This is a genomic window from Paractinoplanes atraurantiacus (assembly GCF_900215205.1).
In the GTDB taxonomy this organism is placed as follows: Bacteria; Actinomycetota; Actinomycetes; order Mycobacteriales; family Micromonosporaceae; genus Actinoplanes; species Actinoplanes atraurantiacus.
Genome location: NZ_OBDY01000028.1, coordinates 20,542 through 36,345, shown reverse-complemented (window position 1 = coordinate 36,345; position 15,804 = coordinate 20,542). Strand labels below are relative to the sequence as shown.

The 15,804-nt window shown below is 71.6% G+C and carries 15 protein-coding genes, 1 pseudogene and 1 riboswitch; of the genes and pseudogenes, 9 read left to right on the top strand and 7 right to left on the bottom strand.

All coding sequences use genetic code 11. The features are described 5' to 3' along the window. Nucleotides 1-86: 86 nt before the first annotated feature. The 4 genes from CRP55_RS40480 to CRP55_RS40465 are packed head-to-tail and all read right to left on the bottom strand — an operon-like array spanning nt 87 to nt 4,362. The gene (locus tag CRP55_RS40480; protein ID WP_218854836.1) at nt 87-1,346 is read right to left on the bottom strand and encodes an NtaA/DmoA family FMN-dependent monooxygenase; all 1,260 of its coding nucleotides are present in this window, start codon (nt 1,344-1,346) and stop codon (nt 87-89) included. Further along, on the bottom strand, nt 1,343-2,590 hold the full coding sequence (locus CRP55_RS40475) for an LLM class flavin-dependent oxidoreductase (protein ID WP_097327305.1): 1,248 nt from the start codon (nt 2,588-2,590) through the stop codon (nt 1,343-1,345). Before CRP55_RS40475 ends, CRP55_RS40480 begins: the two co-directional genes overlap by 4 nt. Then, a complete protein-coding gene (locus CRP55_RS40470; protein WP_097327304.1) occupies nt 2,590-3,552 on the bottom strand; it encodes an LLM class flavin-dependent oxidoreductase in 963 nt (320 codons plus the stop codon). Before CRP55_RS40470 ends, CRP55_RS40475 begins: the two co-directional genes overlap by 1 nt. 33 nt (nt 3,553-3,585) lie before the next feature. Continuing rightward, entirely contained in the window at nt 3,586-4,362 is a 777-nt protein-coding gene (locus tag CRP55_RS40465) for a DUF1684 domain-containing protein (RefSeq protein WP_097327303.1), read from the bottom strand. A gap of 58 nt (nt 4,363-4,420) precedes the next feature. Beyond that, nucleotides 4,421-4,537, top strand: a riboswitch (SAM riboswitch). Nucleotides 4,538-4,572: 35 nt separating this feature from the next. Between CRP55_RS40465 and CRP55_RS40460 the strand changes: the two genes are divergently transcribed. Next, the gene (locus tag CRP55_RS40460; RefSeq protein WP_097327302.1) at nt 4,573-5,757 is read left to right on the top strand and encodes an aminotransferase class V-fold PLP-dependent enzyme; all 1,185 of its coding nucleotides are present in this window, start codon (nt 4,573-4,575) and stop codon (nt 5,755-5,757) included. Here CRP55_RS40460 and CRP55_RS40455 read toward each other — a convergent pair. Genes CRP55_RS40455 through CRP55_RS40445 form a run of 3 tightly spaced genes read right to left on the bottom strand, consistent with a single transcriptional unit; the run spans nt 5,754 to nt 8,410 of the window. Then, complete coding sequence (locus CRP55_RS40455) at nt 5,754-6,602, bottom strand: aminoglycoside phosphotransferase family protein (RefSeq protein ID WP_097327383.1); 849 nt, start codon at nt 6,600-6,602, stop codon at nt 5,754-5,756. The genes CRP55_RS40460 and CRP55_RS40455 overlap by 4 nt on opposite strands. Further along, the gene (locus CRP55_RS40450; protein ID WP_097327301.1) at nt 6,599-7,954 is read right to left on the bottom strand and encodes an EAL domain-containing protein; all 1,356 of its coding nucleotides are present in this window, start codon (nt 7,952-7,954) and stop codon (nt 6,599-6,601) included. Before CRP55_RS40450 ends, CRP55_RS40455 begins: the two co-directional genes overlap by 4 nt. Before the next feature lie 15 nt (nt 7,955-7,969). Next, nucleotides 7,970-8,410 (bottom strand): hypothetical protein, encoded by a 441-nt coding sequence (locus CRP55_RS40445; RefSeq protein WP_143235279.1) that lies wholly within the window; start codon nt 8,408-8,410, stop codon nt 7,970-7,972. A gap of 256 nt (nt 8,411-8,666) precedes the next feature. On the opposite strand from CRP55_RS40445, the gene CRP55_RS40440 reads away from it, so the two are divergent. The 8 genes and pseudogenes from CRP55_RS40440 to CRP55_RS54110 all read left to right on the top strand — a co-directional run. Continuing rightward, a complete protein-coding gene (locus CRP55_RS40440; RefSeq protein WP_218854835.1) occupies nt 8,667-9,857 on the top strand; it encodes a lanthionine synthetase LanC family protein in 1,191 nt (396 codons plus the stop codon). A gap of 57 nt (nt 9,858-9,914) precedes the next feature. After that, nucleotides 9,915-10,835 (top strand): STM4015 family protein, encoded by a 921-nt coding sequence (locus CRP55_RS40435; protein WP_097327298.1) that lies wholly within the window; start codon nt 9,915-9,917, stop codon nt 10,833-10,835. Further along, nucleotides 10,835-11,899: an STM4014 family protein gene (locus tag CRP55_RS40430; RefSeq protein WP_097327297.1), complete on the top strand. Its 1,065-nt coding sequence runs from the start codon at nt 10,835-10,837 to the stop codon at nt 11,897-11,899. The genes CRP55_RS40435 and CRP55_RS40430 overlap by 1 nt, the downstream gene beginning before the upstream one ends. Further along, nucleotides 11,887-12,684 (top strand): STM4013/SEN3800 family hydrolase, encoded by a 798-nt coding sequence (locus tag CRP55_RS40425; RefSeq protein ID WP_097327296.1) that lies wholly within the window; start codon nt 11,887-11,889, stop codon nt 12,682-12,684. Before CRP55_RS40430 ends, CRP55_RS40425 begins: the two co-directional genes overlap by 13 nt. Beyond that, complete coding sequence (locus tag CRP55_RS40420) at nt 12,681-13,979, top strand: STM4012 family radical SAM protein (RefSeq protein ID WP_097327295.1); 1,299 nt, start codon at nt 12,681-12,683, stop codon at nt 13,977-13,979. Before CRP55_RS40425 ends, CRP55_RS40420 begins: the two co-directional genes overlap by 4 nt. After that, entirely contained in the window at nt 13,976-14,836 is an 861-nt protein-coding gene (locus CRP55_RS40415) for an STM4011 family radical SAM protein (RefSeq protein ID WP_097327294.1), read from the top strand. Before CRP55_RS40420 ends, CRP55_RS40415 begins: the two co-directional genes overlap by 4 nt. A 334-nt stretch (nt 14,837-15,170) precedes the next feature. Next, the gene (locus tag CRP55_RS40410; protein ID WP_097327293.1) at nt 15,171-15,488 is read left to right on the top strand and encodes a DUF8820 family protein; all 318 of its coding nucleotides are present in this window, start codon (nt 15,171-15,173) and stop codon (nt 15,486-15,488) included. A 10-nt stretch (nt 15,489-15,498) separates the two neighbouring features. After that, nucleotides 15,499-15,804, top strand: a pseudogene (locus CRP55_RS54110) (hypothetical protein); the annotation flags it as partial.

The following is a 15,804-nucleotide window of genomic DNA, read 5'->3' as shown; positions in this document are numbered from 1 at the left end:
GACCCCGGTACCGGCGCCGCGCGGTCCCGCAGCACGCGATGCCACAGCGCGCGTTGTCTCGGCGCGCAATCCCGCGGCACGTCGTCTCATAGCGTCAATCCCAAGTTCTCGCGGAGGGTGCGGCCGCGGTAGTCCTCCTTGACGATGCCGCGCCGGCGTAGTTCAACGAGCAGGCCGTTGACCACGAAGTCGTGTGTGCGGTCGTCGGCGATGCCGTTGATCGACAATACGTCGAGGACCCCGGCCTCGAATCTCTCCTGTACGGCGTCGGCCAGCTGCTCCGGCGTGCCCGCGACCGACCAGTGCCCGGTGTCCTGGGCCGCCTGGACGAGCTCGCGCAGCGTCCGCCCCTCGCGGATGAGCTTGCTGAAGATCTCCGCTCGCCCGCGCCGCCGGTTGATGACCGAAATATCCGGCAAAAGCGATGACGGCAGCGGCTCATCGAGCTTCGCTTCGGACAAATCGACCGCCCCGCCGAGCATGTCGGCCACCAGCGCGCGACCGCGCTCGTAGTCGATCGCCTCCAGCCGCTCCCGCACGAGCCGCCGAGCTTCCGCCTCGGTTGCTCCATATGTCGCGTGGAACGAACTGAAGATCAACGGCAGGCCGGGCCGCGCGGACTGTGCCCGAATTGTCCGCGTAAAACCAAGCGCGTCCTCCAGCGTCGGCAAGGCTGTGAAAACGATCTCCGCATACTTGGCACCGAGCGCGATCCCCGCCGCCGACTGCCCGGCCTGGATCAGCACCGGCCGCCCCTGCGGCAGCGGCGGGATGTTGATCGGCCCGCGCACGCTGAAATACCGGCCCGCGTGGTCGATCGGCGCGATCAGCGACGGGTCGAGCACCGCCGTCCCGTCCGGCCCGAGCCGCAGCGCCCCCGGCTTCCAGCTGCCCCACAGCGCGTTCACCACCTCCAGGGTCTCCGCCGCCCGCGCGTACCGCTCCTCCGGCGACGGCAACTCGCCCGGCCCGTAGTTCTCCTCGCCGATCGACGACGTCACCAGGTTCCACGCCGCCCGCCCGTTGCTGACGTGGTCGAGCGTGCCGAACAGCCGGGCCAGGTTGAACGGGTGATGGAACGTCGTCGACACCGTGGCGATCAGCCCCGCGTGCGAGGTCACCTGGCTCAGCGCCGACACGAAGACCAGCGGCTCCTGCGCCCCGATCGTCCCCTGCGCGCCGAAGACCAGCAGATCCGGCACGAACAGGGCGTCGATCCGGGCCGCCTCGGCCCGGCGGGCCACCAGCTTCGCGGTCTCCAGCGTGGACTCTCCGGCCAGGGCGAGTTCGTACGGGCCCGGATGGCCGCCGGCCGCGGTGATCGTGCCCAGCGTCCGGCGGGTCACGCCAGGTCCATGTGCTCACGCAGGGTGCGGCCCTCGTACTCGGTGCGGTAGACGCCGCGTTCCTGGAGCTCCGGCACGAGCTTGTCGACGATGTCCTCCACGCTGCCCGGCAGGAGCTGCGGCACCAGGTTGAAGCCGTCGACCGCGCGAGTCCGCACGTAACGCGCCCATTCGTCGGCGACCTGTCCGGGCGTACCGACAAAGGTGTTGTGCCTCGGGGTGACATGCAGGACCAGCTCGCGGATGGAGAGGTCGAGCCGGCGCCACTCGGCGATGCGCTCGAGCTTGCCGGTGCGGTGCTCGACCGAGATCGTCCCCCGGGACGGGTCGAGCTCGCCCTCGGCCGGTTCGATGTCCGGCAGCGGGCCGTCCGGGTCGTACCCCGAAAGATCCTTGTTCCAGTACTGCTCGAGGAAGGCGATCGCGCGCGGCCCGGTGGTCTGCTCGCGCTGGATCCAGTCGGCCTTCTCGGCCGCCTCCTTCGCCGTGTCGCCCAGGACGACCTGGGCTCCAGGCAAGATCTTCAAAGAGTCGCGAGTACGCCCGTACGCCTCCAGCCTCGTCGTCAGATCGGCCGCGTAGGCCTGCGCCTTGTCGTAGTCGGTGTTGGCCGAGAAGACCGCGTCCGCGAATCGCGCGGCCAAATCGCGGCCGCCGGGGGAATCGCCGGCCTGGAACAGGACGGGGTTCCCGGCGACGCCCAGCGAGCCGGCGACGTCGACCAGATCGCCGTGCGTGTCGACCCGGTTCCCGCCCCACAGGTTGCGGGCCATCTCGACGAAGGCCGCGGCGCGCTCGTAGCGGCGCTCGTGCGGCAGCCAGCCGCCGTACCGGAAATTCTCGCCGGTCCAGGCGTTGTCCGTCGTCACGATGTTCCACCCGGCGCGGCCACCGGACACGTGGTCGAGCGAGGCGAGCCGGCGCGCGAGGTCGAACGGGAAGTTGTACGTCGTGTTCTGGGTTGCGACCAGGCCGATCCGCTCGGTCTCGGCGGCCAGGGCGGACAGCTGCGTGATCGCGTCGGGGCGGCCGGCGACGTCGAGGTCGTGGACGCGGCCACGGTTCTCCCGCACGCGCAGGCCCTCACCCAGGAAGAACGCGTCGAACAGGCCGCGCTCCAGCGTCCGTACGGTCTGCACGAAGGTGTCGATGTGGGTGTGCTCGGCGAAGTCGGGCTGCGACCAGAGGAGCTGCGGGCCGACGCCGGTGAAGAACAGGCCGAGGTGCAGGCGGTGGGTGGTCATTACGGCTCCCCAGCGAAGACGTTGACGGGACGGGGCAGGCCGAGGGTGTCGCGCAGGGTCGGTCCGCCGACCGGGCCGCGGCGGGTGGCCACGGCGAGGCGGGGAAGATCGATTTCCAGTACGGCCGGGTGGAGGCGCACGCCGTCGACGATGCCGTCCAGCGTGGCCAGCAACGCCCGGAACTCTTCGGCGTCCCCCGCGAAGCGCAGCCGGGCCGGTTCACCCCAGGGTTCCCGCGCGTCCAGTTCCGCGAGCCGGTCTTCACCGAGCAGAACTTCCACTTCCGCGAACACTCGCGGGACATTTGTCTGCTTTGCCCGTGCGGCAAGCTCGTCGATCGTCGGTGCCGCAACCAGCGCGACATCCGATTTATCGGAAATGTCAGCAGCAGCGATGACCACGAGCTGCCCCTGCGGCGGCCGAGGGGTGATCAGCGGGCCGACCACCGAGAACCGCTCGCCGGTGAAGTTCACGTGGTGCACGCGGTCGGGATCGAGGAAGCGGCCGCTCGCGACGTCGCGGATGACGGCGTCGTCCTCCCACGAGTCCCACAGCAGGCGGGCCACGTCGATGACGTCGGAGATCTCCCGCCGCAGCGCGTCGTCGCTCAGCGGCTTGCCGCCGATGGTCGCGTGCGCGGCCGCGCTGTTCTCGGCGCCGACCACCCAGGCGCCCCGGCCCTGTGACGCGTGGTCGAGCGCCGCGAGCTGGGTGGCCAGGTGGAACGGCTCGGTCAGGGCCGGGTGCAGCGTCGGGGCGAGCCCGATCCGGCGGGTGCGCCGGGCGAGGTGGCTCGCCCGGACGCCCGCTTCCGGCGAGGGTGACAAGGGTGAGTCGTTGATGGTGATCAGGGCGAAACCGGCGGCCTCGGCCACCGCCACGGCCTCGGTGTCGGGCAGTCCGCCGCGCGCTCCCGGATGGGAGCCGGCCCCGTCGATCTCCAGCGCCAGATGAATGCTCACCCTCAAATCCTATAGGCGAAAAGGGTTAAGAATCTAGACCGGAGTTTTCTCGCCGGCCTCGACCGCGACCGGCAGCTTGTTCTCGGCCGGCGGCAGCGGGCAGGTCGCGAACTCGGTGTAGGCGCACGGCAGGTTGGTGGCCTTGTTGAAGTCGAGGACCACCGAGCCGTCGGGTCCGGGGGCGGCGATGGCCAGGCTGCGGTTCGCCGCGTACGTGGTGACGCCCGAGGTCTCGTCGGTGAACAGCGCGAAGAAGGTGCCCGGCGTGTGCCCGTTGAACACGGTCAGGGCGAGCGGGGTGCCCAGCGCCTCGAACTCCACCCGGCCCGGCGACTCGTACACGTGCTCCAGACCCTCGACCGCGGCGCCCACGGTGATCTGCCGGGGCTCGTCGAACGGCACGTAGCGGCCGCCGAGCTCCCACTTCTCGGTGGGCTCGTAGGTGGGGGTGCCCTTGTACTCCGTACGCAAAGAATGGTCGGGGTGCCGGGGTCGAACGATGTCGAAGCCGCCGCGCTTGGCCACCTCGATGACGGCCTCGCCGTAGCCGGCGGTGACGCCGCCGCGCTCGGGCAGCACGCCGAACTCGTGACGGCCGGTCACCTCGGCGCCGTCGATGGTCAGGGACTCGCCGTCGGTGAGGTCGACCACTACGCCGCCGGGCCCGGTGCTCCACTCGCCCGGTGCGTCGGTGAAGCGCTGCGGGGTCTCGTTGAGGAAGTTGAGGCTGGTCACGGCGAGGAAACCGTGGCGGTCGGCCCGGTTCTCCTCGTGCGCGGCGTGCCACTCGGCCCAAGTCTGCTTCGTCATGCAACGACCATATGCCTACTTGCCCGGTAGGAGATAGGTGGTGCTAGTCTCCGTGGCAGGTCATGAGTGCCAGCGACAAGCCCCGGCTTGCTGGCCGGCAACCCTTGCGTTCGCGATGGGGTGCCCCGGGTGAGGACCAGGCTCGCGTCGAGGACGACGCGGGCAAGCGCGGACCCGTGGCGGGTCCCCGACCCACGCGGAGGCACATCCATGTCCGACGAACTCGACATCATCGGCGCCGACCTCACCGTCGATCTTCCCGGCGGCCGTACGGTCCGGTTCGCCCACCTCGACTACGCGGCCTCGGCCCCGGCCGTGCGGGTCGCCGCCGACGCCGTGACCAAGCTGCTTCCGCTCTACGGCAGCGTGCACCGCGGCACCGGCCGTCGCTCGCAGAAGTCGACCCTGGAGTACGAGCGGGCCCGCGACATCGTGGCCGAGTTCCTCGGCTGTCGCCCCGGCGACGAGGTCATCTTCACCCGCAACACCACCGACTCGCTGAACCTGCTCGCCCGCTCGCTGCCCGCCGGCACCACCACGATCGTCTTCGACGGCGAGCACCACGCGAACCTGCTCCCGTGGCCGTCGCCGGTCCGCCTGTCCGCACCCTCTTCCGTCGCCTCCGCTGTCGACGCCCTGACCTCGGCGCTTGCTTCTTCGCGGGGCCCGGCTCTCCTCGCGATAACCGGCGCCAGCAACGTGACGGGAGAGATCTGGCCCGTACGCCGGCTCGCCGACATCGCACACGCCCACGGCGCCCGGGTCGTCGTCGACGCCGCGCAGTTGGCCCCCCACGTGCCCGTTTCCTTCGATGACCTCGGCGCCGACTACATCGCTTTCTCGGGACACAAGCTCTACGCGCCTTTCGGCGCCGGCGTTCTCGCGGGCCGTCAGGACTGGCTCGACGAGGCCCAGCCCTATCTCTACGGCGGCGGCGCCAGCGCCGCCGTCGGCGACTTCGCCGGCGACGTCACCTGGTCCACCGGCCCCGCCCGCCACGAGGGCGGCACCCCCAACCTGATCGGCGCGGTCGCCCTGGGCGCGGTCTGCGACGCCCTGCTCCGAGCCGACCGGGCCGCCCTGCTCGAACACGAGCAGAGCCTGCTGGCCGGCCTCGACGGCGTGTCCCTGTTCGGCGGCGAGGTTCCCCGCGTCGGCATCGTCTCCTTCGCCCTGCCCGACCCGTCCGGCGTGGCCGAGCGCCTGGGCCGCGACTACGGCATCGGCGTGCGAGCCGGCCAGTTCTGCGCCCACCCGCTGGTCCGCCGCCTGACCTCCGCCGCCACCACCGAAGGCTGCGACACCGCCACCGGCCTGCTCCGCGCCAGCTTCGGCCTGGGCTCCACCGCCGAGGACGTCACCCGCCTGGTCGAGGCCCTCGACGACCTTTCTTAAATGGGAGCCGGCTCGGGCAGCTGTTCGAGCCACCAGTCGGCCGCCGTCCGGAAGTCCTCGTCGACGGGCAGCGCCGCCCCCTCGACCGCCCGCCGCCAGGCCATCGCCTTGGAAACGCGAGCCAGGCGCACGGCGAGCGAGGCGGAGCGGCGCAAGCTCTTCGTGGTGCCGAGGTCCGACCAGATTTCGAGGTACGCGTCCCGTAGTCGCTCCGCCCGGTCGTCCCCGGCGACGCCCAGGGCGACGAGCAGCGACCCGAACGGATGCCCGACGCTGGCGTCCCCCCAGTCGAAGAACCGGAACCCGGCGAACACGTTGTCGTCGTGCAGATCGTCGTGCTGAAGCGTGGCCGGAATCCCGTCCGCGGCCAGCTCCGCACACCACTCCCGCACCCCGCCGGCCAGCTCCGGCAGCCGCGCCACCCGCAGGTCGGGCACTCCCAACGCGATCATCTGGTTCACCCGCCCGGCGACGTCGCGCTGCAGGGAGGCGTACATCTGAAGAAGCCGCACCCAATAATCGCCGCCGTCACCGGCCTCCCGCAGGGTCCGTCCCGCCTCCGCGGTGAGAAGCCACCCTCGCTCCTTGTCCACGGCGATCGGCGCGAGCGTCCGCCCCGGCACCCACTCGGCGAGAGCCTCGGCCAGCCCCGCCTCGTAGCGGCACCCGGTGATGTTGGCCTTGAACCAGCGCGCCCCGGCCGCGGTCATCACCCGATGGGAGACCGACCACGGCCGTACCCGCACCTCCTCGATCGGCCCGGCCGCCGGGACGTCGAGATGCCGGGTGATCCACTCATGGGCGGCCGCCACCCATTCCGGATCCCGCCAGTCGTTCTCCCTCACAGCGCGGCCCGCTCGCCGCCGCCCCACCGCGCGGCGAACCGCCCCGGCGGCAGCGCGCGATCCCACAGCGGACCCTGCCCCTCCTCGAATCCGAGCGAGGCCAGCGCATCCCGCTGCTCATGCGTCGAGATACCGGTCGCTCGCAACTGCTTGCCCAGCTCGCGTCCCAGCGCGGCCAGCCGGCGCAGATGGTCGTCGTCATCGAGGCGGTGGGTCGTCAACCCGGCCACCGCGGAACGCAGCTTCCGTTCGTCGTCGTCGATCAGCACCCGGATCCCCCGCTCCGACAGCCGGGCCAGCACCTCGGCCGGCGCCTCCGGCACTTCGAGGACGACCGCAGCCGGCGGCACCTCGAACCGCTCCAAGTCGTTGACGAGCCCCGGCACCAGGTCGGGGTCGGCCAGCTCGGCCGCGGCCACCGGCACCGACATGGCGAACTCGTCGTCCACCGTGCCGTCGGCGCGCCACTCCGCGAGCCGGCGCAACACCTCCCGGCGCAGCCAGGCGCCAACATACCGGACCGTCTCGGCGTCGACAGTGGACAGCAGGAACCTGCCCTCGGCCATCACCCCGCGCAGCGGATGCTCCCAGCGCACCACGGCCTCGGCGCCCCGCAGCCGCCCGTCGCGCAGCCGCAGCACAGGCTGATAGGTGACGCCGAGCTTCCCCTCGGCCAGCGCGCTCAACAGGGACGGCTCGGGCACGGCGTCGACCCGCATCGACGGCTCGAACATCGCGACCCCGCCGCCGCCCTGCGCCTTCGACCGGTGCATGGCCGACTCCGCGTCCAGCAGCAGCGACGCGGCATCGGCGCCCGCACCCGCCCGGACATATCCGACGCTCACACTGGCCGCCAGCGCCCCGCCGGCCACCTCGAACGGCCGCTCGAACTGCGCCTCGACCTGATCGAGCAGCCGCGCCGCCCCGGCCTCCATGCCGGCATAGGTGAAGGCGAAGGCATCACCGGCCACCCGCGCGAGCCCGCTCGTCGCGGGCAGGGCCGCCCGCAGCCGCTCGGCCACCTGAACCAGCAGGTCGCTGCCGGCCTCCTGACCGCGGGATTCGTTCACCGCTTTGAAGCCGTCCAGATCCAGGAGGAAGACCCACAGCCGTTGCGGCCCTTCGTCGAGCAGGCGGGCCAGCTCGGACAGGAACCGCGGCCTGTTGGGCAACCCCGTCAGCGCATCCGTGTGCGTCGCTTCCGCTTGTATGCGCGCTAGTTCCGTTTTCGTGCGCGCCGCCCCCAGAGCACGTCGCGCGGCGACCTCGGCCCGTTCGAAGCGCCGCCGCTCACCCGGAAGGCGGAACCAGCCCCAGCCGACGATGCGCACCGGAGCGCCGTCGTCACTCATGGCTGCAATATACGGTCACGTCAGCAGCGAGGTCGCCGCCACGATCCCGGTCGCCAGGGCCAGCAGAAGCTCGACGGCGAGAACCGACCGAACCAACCGCACCACCTCGTCGTTGCTGTAGACGGCCTTGAGCTCCGCCACGCGCAACTCGACGAGCAGGTCTTCCTGACTCCACCCGCGCAACACCTGAAGCCCCAGCACCTTGTCGTGATCGGCCTCGGCCACCCGGTCGACGGCGATGACCCCGAGAACCCCGGCAAAGGTCACGAGAAGCAGCCAGGCCGCCGCCCAGTCCAGCCCTTCGGGCACGCCCACCTGAAGCGCCGTGGCCACCAGAGCCCCCGCGATCCCGGCCGCGAAGGTGGCCAGCAGCTTCGCCGTGTCCACTTGGGCCCGCTGCCGGGCCAGCGCCCGATCGGCCTGCCCTTCGAGCCACTCCTCAGCGGTCTGCGCCATCGCCGCATGATAGGGGCTCATGCTGGTCAGCGCCGCGACCGCTGCTCGCGACAGTGCCGGCATCTGCCCAGCCATCCGCGTGACGACCAGCGGATCCACCGGCGCCGGCCGGGTCCAGCGCCTTGACGGCCCGGCTGATCCGGGCGTTTCGCGCTCGTTGAGCAGACGACCCTGCGGCTCTCGGCGTCGAAGGCCGGGAACGGCACGATCTCGGCCCAGGCGAAGCTCCAAAGCCAGATCTGATGTGATGGGGCGCATGGCGGCGCGTGTGGACTCGGCCGAGGCTCTGGCCGCGGACGCTCTGGACTGGATGGTCGGATCGGTGCCCTCGGACGACCATTCGTTGTACAGCGGCGGGGCGGGTGTCGTGCTCGCGCTGCTGGAGGGGCAGCGGCACTTCGGGGACGACCGGTACGGCGACGCGGCCCTTCGGCGTGCCGCCGCTCTGGTCGATACCGATGACTGCTCGTTGTACTTCGGCCTGACCGGTACGGCCGTGGCCCAGCGTTCCGTCGATCGGCTGCTCGGCGTCGGGGAAGCGGGACGAGCGGCGGACCGGGCTTTGCGGATCGTGCGCTCGCGGTTCGACGGGCGGCGCTGGGGCGACATGTTCGAGCTGCTGTTCGGCAACGCCGGCATCGCGCTGGGCGCCCTGCACGCCGGCGATCCGGAGCTGGCCGTCCTCGCGGTGGAGCCTTATCTCGACACCGCCGACAAGACGCCCGGTGGGGTCAACTGGGCGGTCCGTCCCAGCCCGCCCCGGTCGCATCACATCGCGCACGGAACGCTCGGCATCGTCTACGCGCTGGCCGCCGTGGGCGCCGCCGCCGGTCGCGACGACTTCCTCGCGCCGGCCCTGGCCGGCGCGGCCGACGTGGTCAGCCGGAACGAGGCCGGCCCCGACGGCTTCCTGGTCCCGCATTCCGACCCGCAGCACCGGCCCGAGCTGATCGAGCGGTACAGCTACGGCTGGTGCAACGGCCCGGCCGGCGACGCCCAGGTCTTCCGCCTGCTCGGCGCGCTGACCGGCGACGCCGCCTGGACCGCGCTCGGCGACCGCTGCTGGCACACCCTCACCCGTTCCGGGCTTCCCCACCGCGTACGACCGGGCTTCTGGGACAACAACGGCCGCTGCTGCGGCACCGCCGGCGTTCTCGCCCTGGCCTGCGACCGCCACGTCGAGCAGGGCACACCGCTCGACTTCGCCCACGTCCTGGTCGACGACCTCATCGCCCGGGCCACCGTCGACGCGAAGGGCGCCCGCTGGTCGAACCACGAGCACCGCGTGACCCCGAGCGACCTCCCGCCCGAGGCCGGCTGGGCCATGGGCAACGCCGGCATCGTCCGCGAGCTGTTGCGCTTCGTCCGCCTCACTCGGGGGACGGATCCGGCGTACGCGGTTCCGTGGCCCGACCATCCGCCGGCCATGGCCCCGAAAGTGTCGTAGGGGATTGCTACCTTCTCCGCACTGACCCGCCAGTGTCACCTCGGCCGAAGGAGTCCCGTGACCATCCACCACCACCTGACGACCTTTTTCGGGCTGCCCGTCGTGGAGCTCGAGGACGACAAGGATCCGGCCGACCCGGCGGCGGTGGCCTGGCGGATCGACATGGAGGACTTCGAGGCGTCGGCCGAGGAGTTCGAGGCCGCGTTCGAGCAGATGATGAAGCGCAGCGGGCCGGCGGGGCCGACCGCTTTGATCGTGGGTGAGTGGGGTTCGGCGTACGACACTCATTTTCCCTTCGATCTTCTGATCCGCAACGCGGAGCGGCTCGGTGGGCTGCGGGCGCTGTTCGTGGGCGAGATGAGCTCGGAGCAGTGTGAGATCTCGTGGATCAACCAGTCCGATGTCACGCCTTTTCTGAGGGCTTTCCCGGCGCTGGAGAGCTTCTGGGTGCGGGGCGCTCAGGGGCTCGAGCTGCAGCCGCTGCGGCACGAAGGGCTGCGCGAGCTGGTCATCCAGTCCGGCGGTCTGCCCGCCACCATCGTCCGGGCCGTCGGGGCGTGCGACTTCCCCCGGCTCACTCATCTGGAGTTGTGGCTGGGCGTCGACAACTACGGCGGTGACGCCCGGGCCGACGATCTCGCGCCGATCCTGAGCGGGCGGGCGTTCCCGGCGCTGTCCCATCTGAGCCTGTGCAACGCCGAGATCGCCGAGGAGCTCGCGGCCGCCGTGGCCGCCGCGCCCGTGGTGGCCCGGCTCGGCCGGCTCGATCTGTCGCTGGGTGTGCTGGGTGACGCGGGCGCCGAGTCGCTGCTGGCCGGTCAGCCGCTCACCCATCTGACGACGCTCGACCTGCATCACCACTTCATGTCCGAGGAGATGGCGCAGCGCCTGGTCGACGAGCTGCCCGGCGTCACAGTCGACGTGTCCGAGCGGCAGGACGAGTCCCGGTGGGGGCGTTACACCGTGGTCGCCGAGTAATGAGGCTCGCCGTCGTCGGCAATCCGGAGAACCGCCGGGTCGCCCTTTTCGCCGCCGCCGCGCAGCGGGCCGGTCTGCCCGCGCCGGAGGTCTTCGGCTGGCGCGAGGTGCTGCGTGACGGGCGTGTGCCGGGTCCGGGCACGCTCGTGCGCGTCGACTCGCCGGGGGAGAACGCGGAGGTCGACACGCTGCTGCGCGAGCTGGGCAGCGGCCGTCCGGCGGTGCCGGCCGAGCACGGCGAGATCGTCGGCGCGGCGGCGGCTTTCGCCGGGCTGCGGGCGGCCCTGGCCCGGGTCGAGGCCGGTGGCGGCACACTGCTCAACTCCCCGGCCGACATCCTGACCATGACGGAGAAGCCGCGCTGCCATGCCCTGCTGACGGCGCGGGGCCTTGCGGTGCCGCCGGCTCTGGAGCCGGTGCACGACTACGCGTCGCTGCGGGCGGCGATGGCCCGGGCCGGCTGGGGCCGGGTCTTCGTCAAGCCGGCCTTCGGTTCGTCCGCGTCCGGCGTGCTCGCCCTGGCCACGGCCGGGCGGCGGGTCACGGCGGTCACCTCGGCCGAGCTGAGCGGTGGGCGGCTCTTCAACAATTTACGGGTACGGCGGTACGACGCCGAGCCGGTGATCGCGTCGATCGTCGACCGCCTGGCGCCGGACGGGCTGCACGTCGAGCGGTGGTTCCCCAAGGCCGCGCTGAACGACCGGGTGCTCGACCTGCGGGTGGTCGTGATCGCCGGGCGGGCGCGGCATGTCGTGGTGCGGACCAGCCGGTCGCCGATGACCAACCTGCATCTGGGCAACGCCCGCGGCGATGTCGCGGCGGTGCGGGCGGCGGCCGGTGAGCAGGCGTGGGCGGCGGCGATGCGGACGTGCGAGCGGGTGGCCGAGTGTTTCCCGGGCAGCTTGCAGGCCGGCGTCGACCTGATGTTCCGGGCCGGGTGGCGCGACCACGCGGTGGCCGAGGTGAACGCGTTCGGCGATCTGCTGCCGGGGGTTCTGGTGGACGGTCTCGACACGTACGGGGCGCAGATCGCCGCGATCAGGGGTGCGGCATGCGTGAGCTGATCGGGAGCCACGACTTGCTCTTCGTCACCCTCGACACGCTGCGCTATGACGTGGCGGCCGAGTGCCTGGCCCTGGGGCGCACGCCCGAGCTGGCCAAGGTGCTGCCCGGCGGCGAGTGGGAGCGGCGGCACACCCCGGCCAGCTTCACTTATGCGGCCCATCACGCGTTCTTCGCCGGTTTCCTGCCGACGCCGGTGGAGCCGGGGCGGCACGAGCGGCTGTTCGCGGCCCGGTTCGCCGGCAGCGAGACCAGCGGGGCCGGCACGTTCGTCTTCGACGCCGCCGACCTGCCGTCGGGGCTGGCCGCGGCCGGCTATCACACGGTCTGCCTGGGCGGGGTGGGCTTCTTCAACCCGGGCGCCCCGCTGGGGCGCGTGCTGCCGGGGCTGTTCGCCGAGGCGTACTGGGAAAGGGGTTTCGGGGTGACCGAGCCCGGCTGCTTCGGCGCGCAGATCGACCGGCTGAGCGCGATCATCGAGGGTCTGCCCGCCGGGCGGCCGCTGTTCAGCTTCATCAACGTCGCCGCGCTGCATCAGCCCAACAAGCATTACGTGCCGGGCGCGACCGAGGACGGGCTGGAGACGCACGCGGCCGCTCTGGAATACGTGGACGGGCTGCTCGGGCGTCTGTTCGCGCTGGTCACGAGCCGTGGGCGGCCCTGCCAGGTGATCATCTGCTCCGATCACGGCACGTTGTACGGCGAGGGCGGCCACGTCGGCCATCGGGTCGCGCACGAGGCTGTGTGGACAGTGCCGTACGCCGATTTCGTTCTGGATGCCTCGTGAACCTCGACGACTCGCCCTACCAGGGCTATCTGTACGCGTACCCGCACAAGACGGCATACCGGAAACTGGAGCCGCGCCCGTCGCTGGCCGAGGTGTGGGCGGACGAGCCGCAGGACTCGCTCTTCGGCTACGTGCATCTGCCGTTCTGCGAGATGCGCTGCGGCTTCTGCAACCTGTTCACGCGGGCCAACCCGCCGGCCGAGCAGGTGACCGCGTACCTGAAACAGCTGCGGCACCAAGCCGCCGCCGTCAAAGACAGCCTCTCCCCCGGCGCGTCCTTCTCCCGGATCGCGATCGGCGGCGGGACCCCGACCTATCTGGAGGCGGGCGAGCTCGAGGAGCTGTTCGAGATCGTCGGCGACTTGTTCGGCACGGCCGCGGTCCCGATGTCGGTCGAGACGTCGCCCGCCACCGCCACCGCCGACCGGCTGAAGGTGCTGGCCGCGCACGGCGCCACCCGGGTCAGCATGGGCGTGCAGAGCTTCCTCGAGTCGGAGGCGCGGGCGGCCGGGCGCCCGCAGCGGCAGGCCGAGGTGGAGCGCGCGCTCGAGGTGATCCGCGAGGCCGGCATCCCGGTGCTCAACGTCGATCTGATCTACGGCATCGACGGGCAGACGCCGCAGACGTGGCAGCACTCGCTCGACGAGGCGATTCGGCGACGGCCGGAAGAGCTTTACCTTTATCCGCTGTACGTTCGTCCGCTCACCGGGCTCGGGCGGCGCGCGCATGCCCGCGCCGACTGGGACCGGGACCGCCTGGCGCTGTACCGGCAGGCGGTCGAGGTGCTCACCGCGGCCGGCTACGAGCAGCACTCGATGCGGCAGTTCCGGCTCGCGGGGGCGCCGGTGCCGGACGGGCCCGACTACTGCTGCCAGGACGACGGCACGGTCGGGCTGGGGTGCGGCGCGCGATCGTACACATCGGACCTGCACTACTCGTTTGACTACGCGGTCTCGGTCTCCGAGGTGCGCGCGGTGATCGACGACTACCTGGGCCGGCCGCCGTCCGACTTCGCGTTCGCCGAGATCGGTTTCCGCCTCGACGCGGCGGAGCAGCGGCGGCGATGGCTGCTGAAATCCTTGCTGCGTGCGGAAGGGGTCGATCCTCTTGCGTATCGGCGACGGTTCGGCACCCCGTACGACCAAGACTTTCCGCAGCTTTCCGTCCTGGCCGAGAGGGGCTGGCTGGCGGGCGCACGGCTGACCGCGGAAGGGCTCGCGCACTCCGACGCCATCGGGCCGTGGCTGGTCTCGGGGACGGTCCGCGAGGCGATGGGGGCGTACGTAACGCGATGAACGACCTCTATGTGCTCTATCGCGGGCCGCTGGCCAGCTGCAACTACGACTGCCCGTACTGCCCGTTCGCCAAGCGCGTCGACCCGCCCGCGTTGCTGCGCCAGGACAGGGCCGACCTTCTCCGGTTCGTGGAGTGGGCCGCGGCCACCACCGATCGGCGGCTGTCGGTGCTGTTCACGCCGTGGGGCGAAGGGCTGACCCGGTCGTGGTACCGGGAGGCGATCGTCCGGCTGTCCCATCTGCCGCACGTGGCGCGGGTTTCCATCCAGACCAACCTCAGCGCTCGTACGGGGTGGCTCGCGGCCGCCGATCCCCGGGTGGCCGCGTTGTGGACCACGTACCACCCGGGTCAGGTGACGCGTGCGCGCTTCCTGGACAAATGCCGCGAGCTGGACGCTTTGGGGGTGGGTTATTCGGTGGGCGTGGTCGGGCTGCCCGCCCATTACGAAGAGGCGGCCGGGCTGCGGTCCGCGCTGCCGGCACACGTGTACATGTGGGTCAACGCCGCCGAGGGACACGTGTACACGCCCGCGGAGGAAGCCCGCTGGACGGCGCTCGATCCGCGCTTCGGCGACAGCGTCCGCCCGCACGCGTCACTCGGCCTGCCCTGCCGGGCCGGCGAGGACGCCATCTCGGTGCTGGGCGACGGCACGGTCCGCCGCTGCCACTTCATCCAGACCCCGATCGGCAACCTCTACGACGGCTCGTGGCGCGCCGGCCTGCGACCGCGCGCCTGCACCAACGCACTCTGCGACTGCCACATCGGCTACGTGCATCTCCAGCCTTTGAAACTGCGCGACGTGTACGCCGGCGGCCTCCTCGAACGCATCCCCTCCGCCTGGCCTTCCCCGCCTTAGCCGCCTTCCCCAGCCTTCCCCATCTTCCCCGCCTTCGCGCCCCTCGCCGCCTTCGCTCCCCCTCGCTCCCCTTCGCGCCTTTCGCTGCCTTCGCTGCCTTCGCTCCCCTTCGCGCCTTTCGCTGCCTTCGCCGCGTTCGCCGCGTTCGCCTGCCGCTCTCCCCCTCAGGCCGAGTGCGCCGCTTCCGGCCTCCCATTCCCCGCCGCGAAGCGCGCCGGCCCTTTCCTAGGCGCCCATCGCCCTCCCCTCAGCAGCCGATGCGGCGGCGCCGAAAAGTGTCGTACCCACCCGATAGCGTTCGCTCCATCGAGGCCGGCGAGCGGGGAGGATCCCGATGTACAGGCAGGGCGATGTGCTGATCATTCCGGTGGCCGAGGGCGAGGTGCCGGCCTGCGCGCCGGTGCCCCGAGATCGCCGCGGCCGCATGGTTCTGGCCCGCGGCGAGGCCACCGGTCACGCCCACGTGGTGGGCGGTCCCGGCCTCGAGTTGCTGGCCGACCTCGACGACCCGGAGCGCATGTTCATCGACGTGCCCACTCACGGCCGGGTGAGCCACGAGGAGCACGGCCCGATCTCCCTCCCGGCCGGCCACTACAGGGTGGTCCGCCAGCGGGAGTACATCCCCGGCGCCTTCCGCCCGGTAGCGGACTGAGGAGCCGACGATGCAGCTGACCCACGCCCAGGAAGCCATGTCCGCCGCCATCGAGGACCAGTGGCTGGCCGCCGCCATGGAGACCGGCTCCGCTTCCCGAGCCGCCGCCGAGTCCGGCGTCCGAGAGGCCTACCGCCTGGCCGGCGCCACCCCACCCGACCGCATCTTCTGGCTGGGCTCCCCCCGAGCCGGCGCCGCCGCGGCAGCCCTCCTCTCCGGCGCTTCTCTGCCCAGCGCCCCTACCTCCGGCGCTCCCTCCCTCAGCGCCCCCACCCCCGGCGCCCTCACCTCCGGCACTCCCTCCCTCAGCGCCCCC

What these genes read in the sequence shown, in the direction of transcription:
- CRP55_RS40410 (WP_097327293.1), top strand. Translation starts at nt 15,171, where the DNA reads ATGTACAGGCAGGGCGATGTGCTGATCATTCCGGTGGCCGAGGGCGAG.
- CRP55_RS40430 (WP_097327297.1), top strand. Translation starts at nt 10,835, where the DNA reads ATGAGGCTCGCCGTCGTCGGCAATCCGGAGAACCGCCGGGTCGCCCTT.
- CRP55_RS40465 (WP_097327303.1), bottom strand. Translation starts at nt 4,362, where the DNA reads ATGACGAAGCAGACTTGGGCCGAGTGGCACGCCGCGCACGAGGAGAAC.
- CRP55_RS40425 (WP_097327296.1), top strand. Translation starts at nt 11,887, where the DNA reads ATGCGTGAGCTGATCGGGAGCCACGACTTGCTCTTCGTCACCCTCGAC.
- CRP55_RS40450 (WP_097327301.1), bottom strand. Translation starts at nt 7,954, where the DNA reads ATGAGTGACGACGGCGCTCCGGTGCGCATCGTCGGCTGGGGCTGGTTC.
- CRP55_RS40445 (WP_143235279.1), bottom strand. Translation starts at nt 8,410, where the DNA reads ATGGCGCAGACCGCTGAGGAGTGGCTCGAAGGGCAGGCCGATCGGGCG.
- CRP55_RS40460 (WP_097327302.1), top strand. Translation starts at nt 4,573, where the DNA reads ATGTCCGACGAACTCGACATCATCGGCGCCGACCTCACCGTCGATCTT.
- CRP55_RS40415 (WP_097327294.1), top strand. Translation starts at nt 13,976, where the DNA reads ATGAACGACCTCTATGTGCTCTATCGCGGGCCGCTGGCCAGCTGCAAC.
- CRP55_RS40440 (WP_218854835.1), top strand. Translation starts at nt 8,667, where the DNA reads ATGGCGGCGCGTGTGGACTCGGCCGAGGCTCTGGCCGCGGACGCTCTG.
- CRP55_RS40475 (WP_097327305.1), bottom strand. Translation starts at nt 2,590, where the DNA reads ATGACCACCCACCGCCTGCACCTCGGCCTGTTCTTCACCGGCGTCGGC.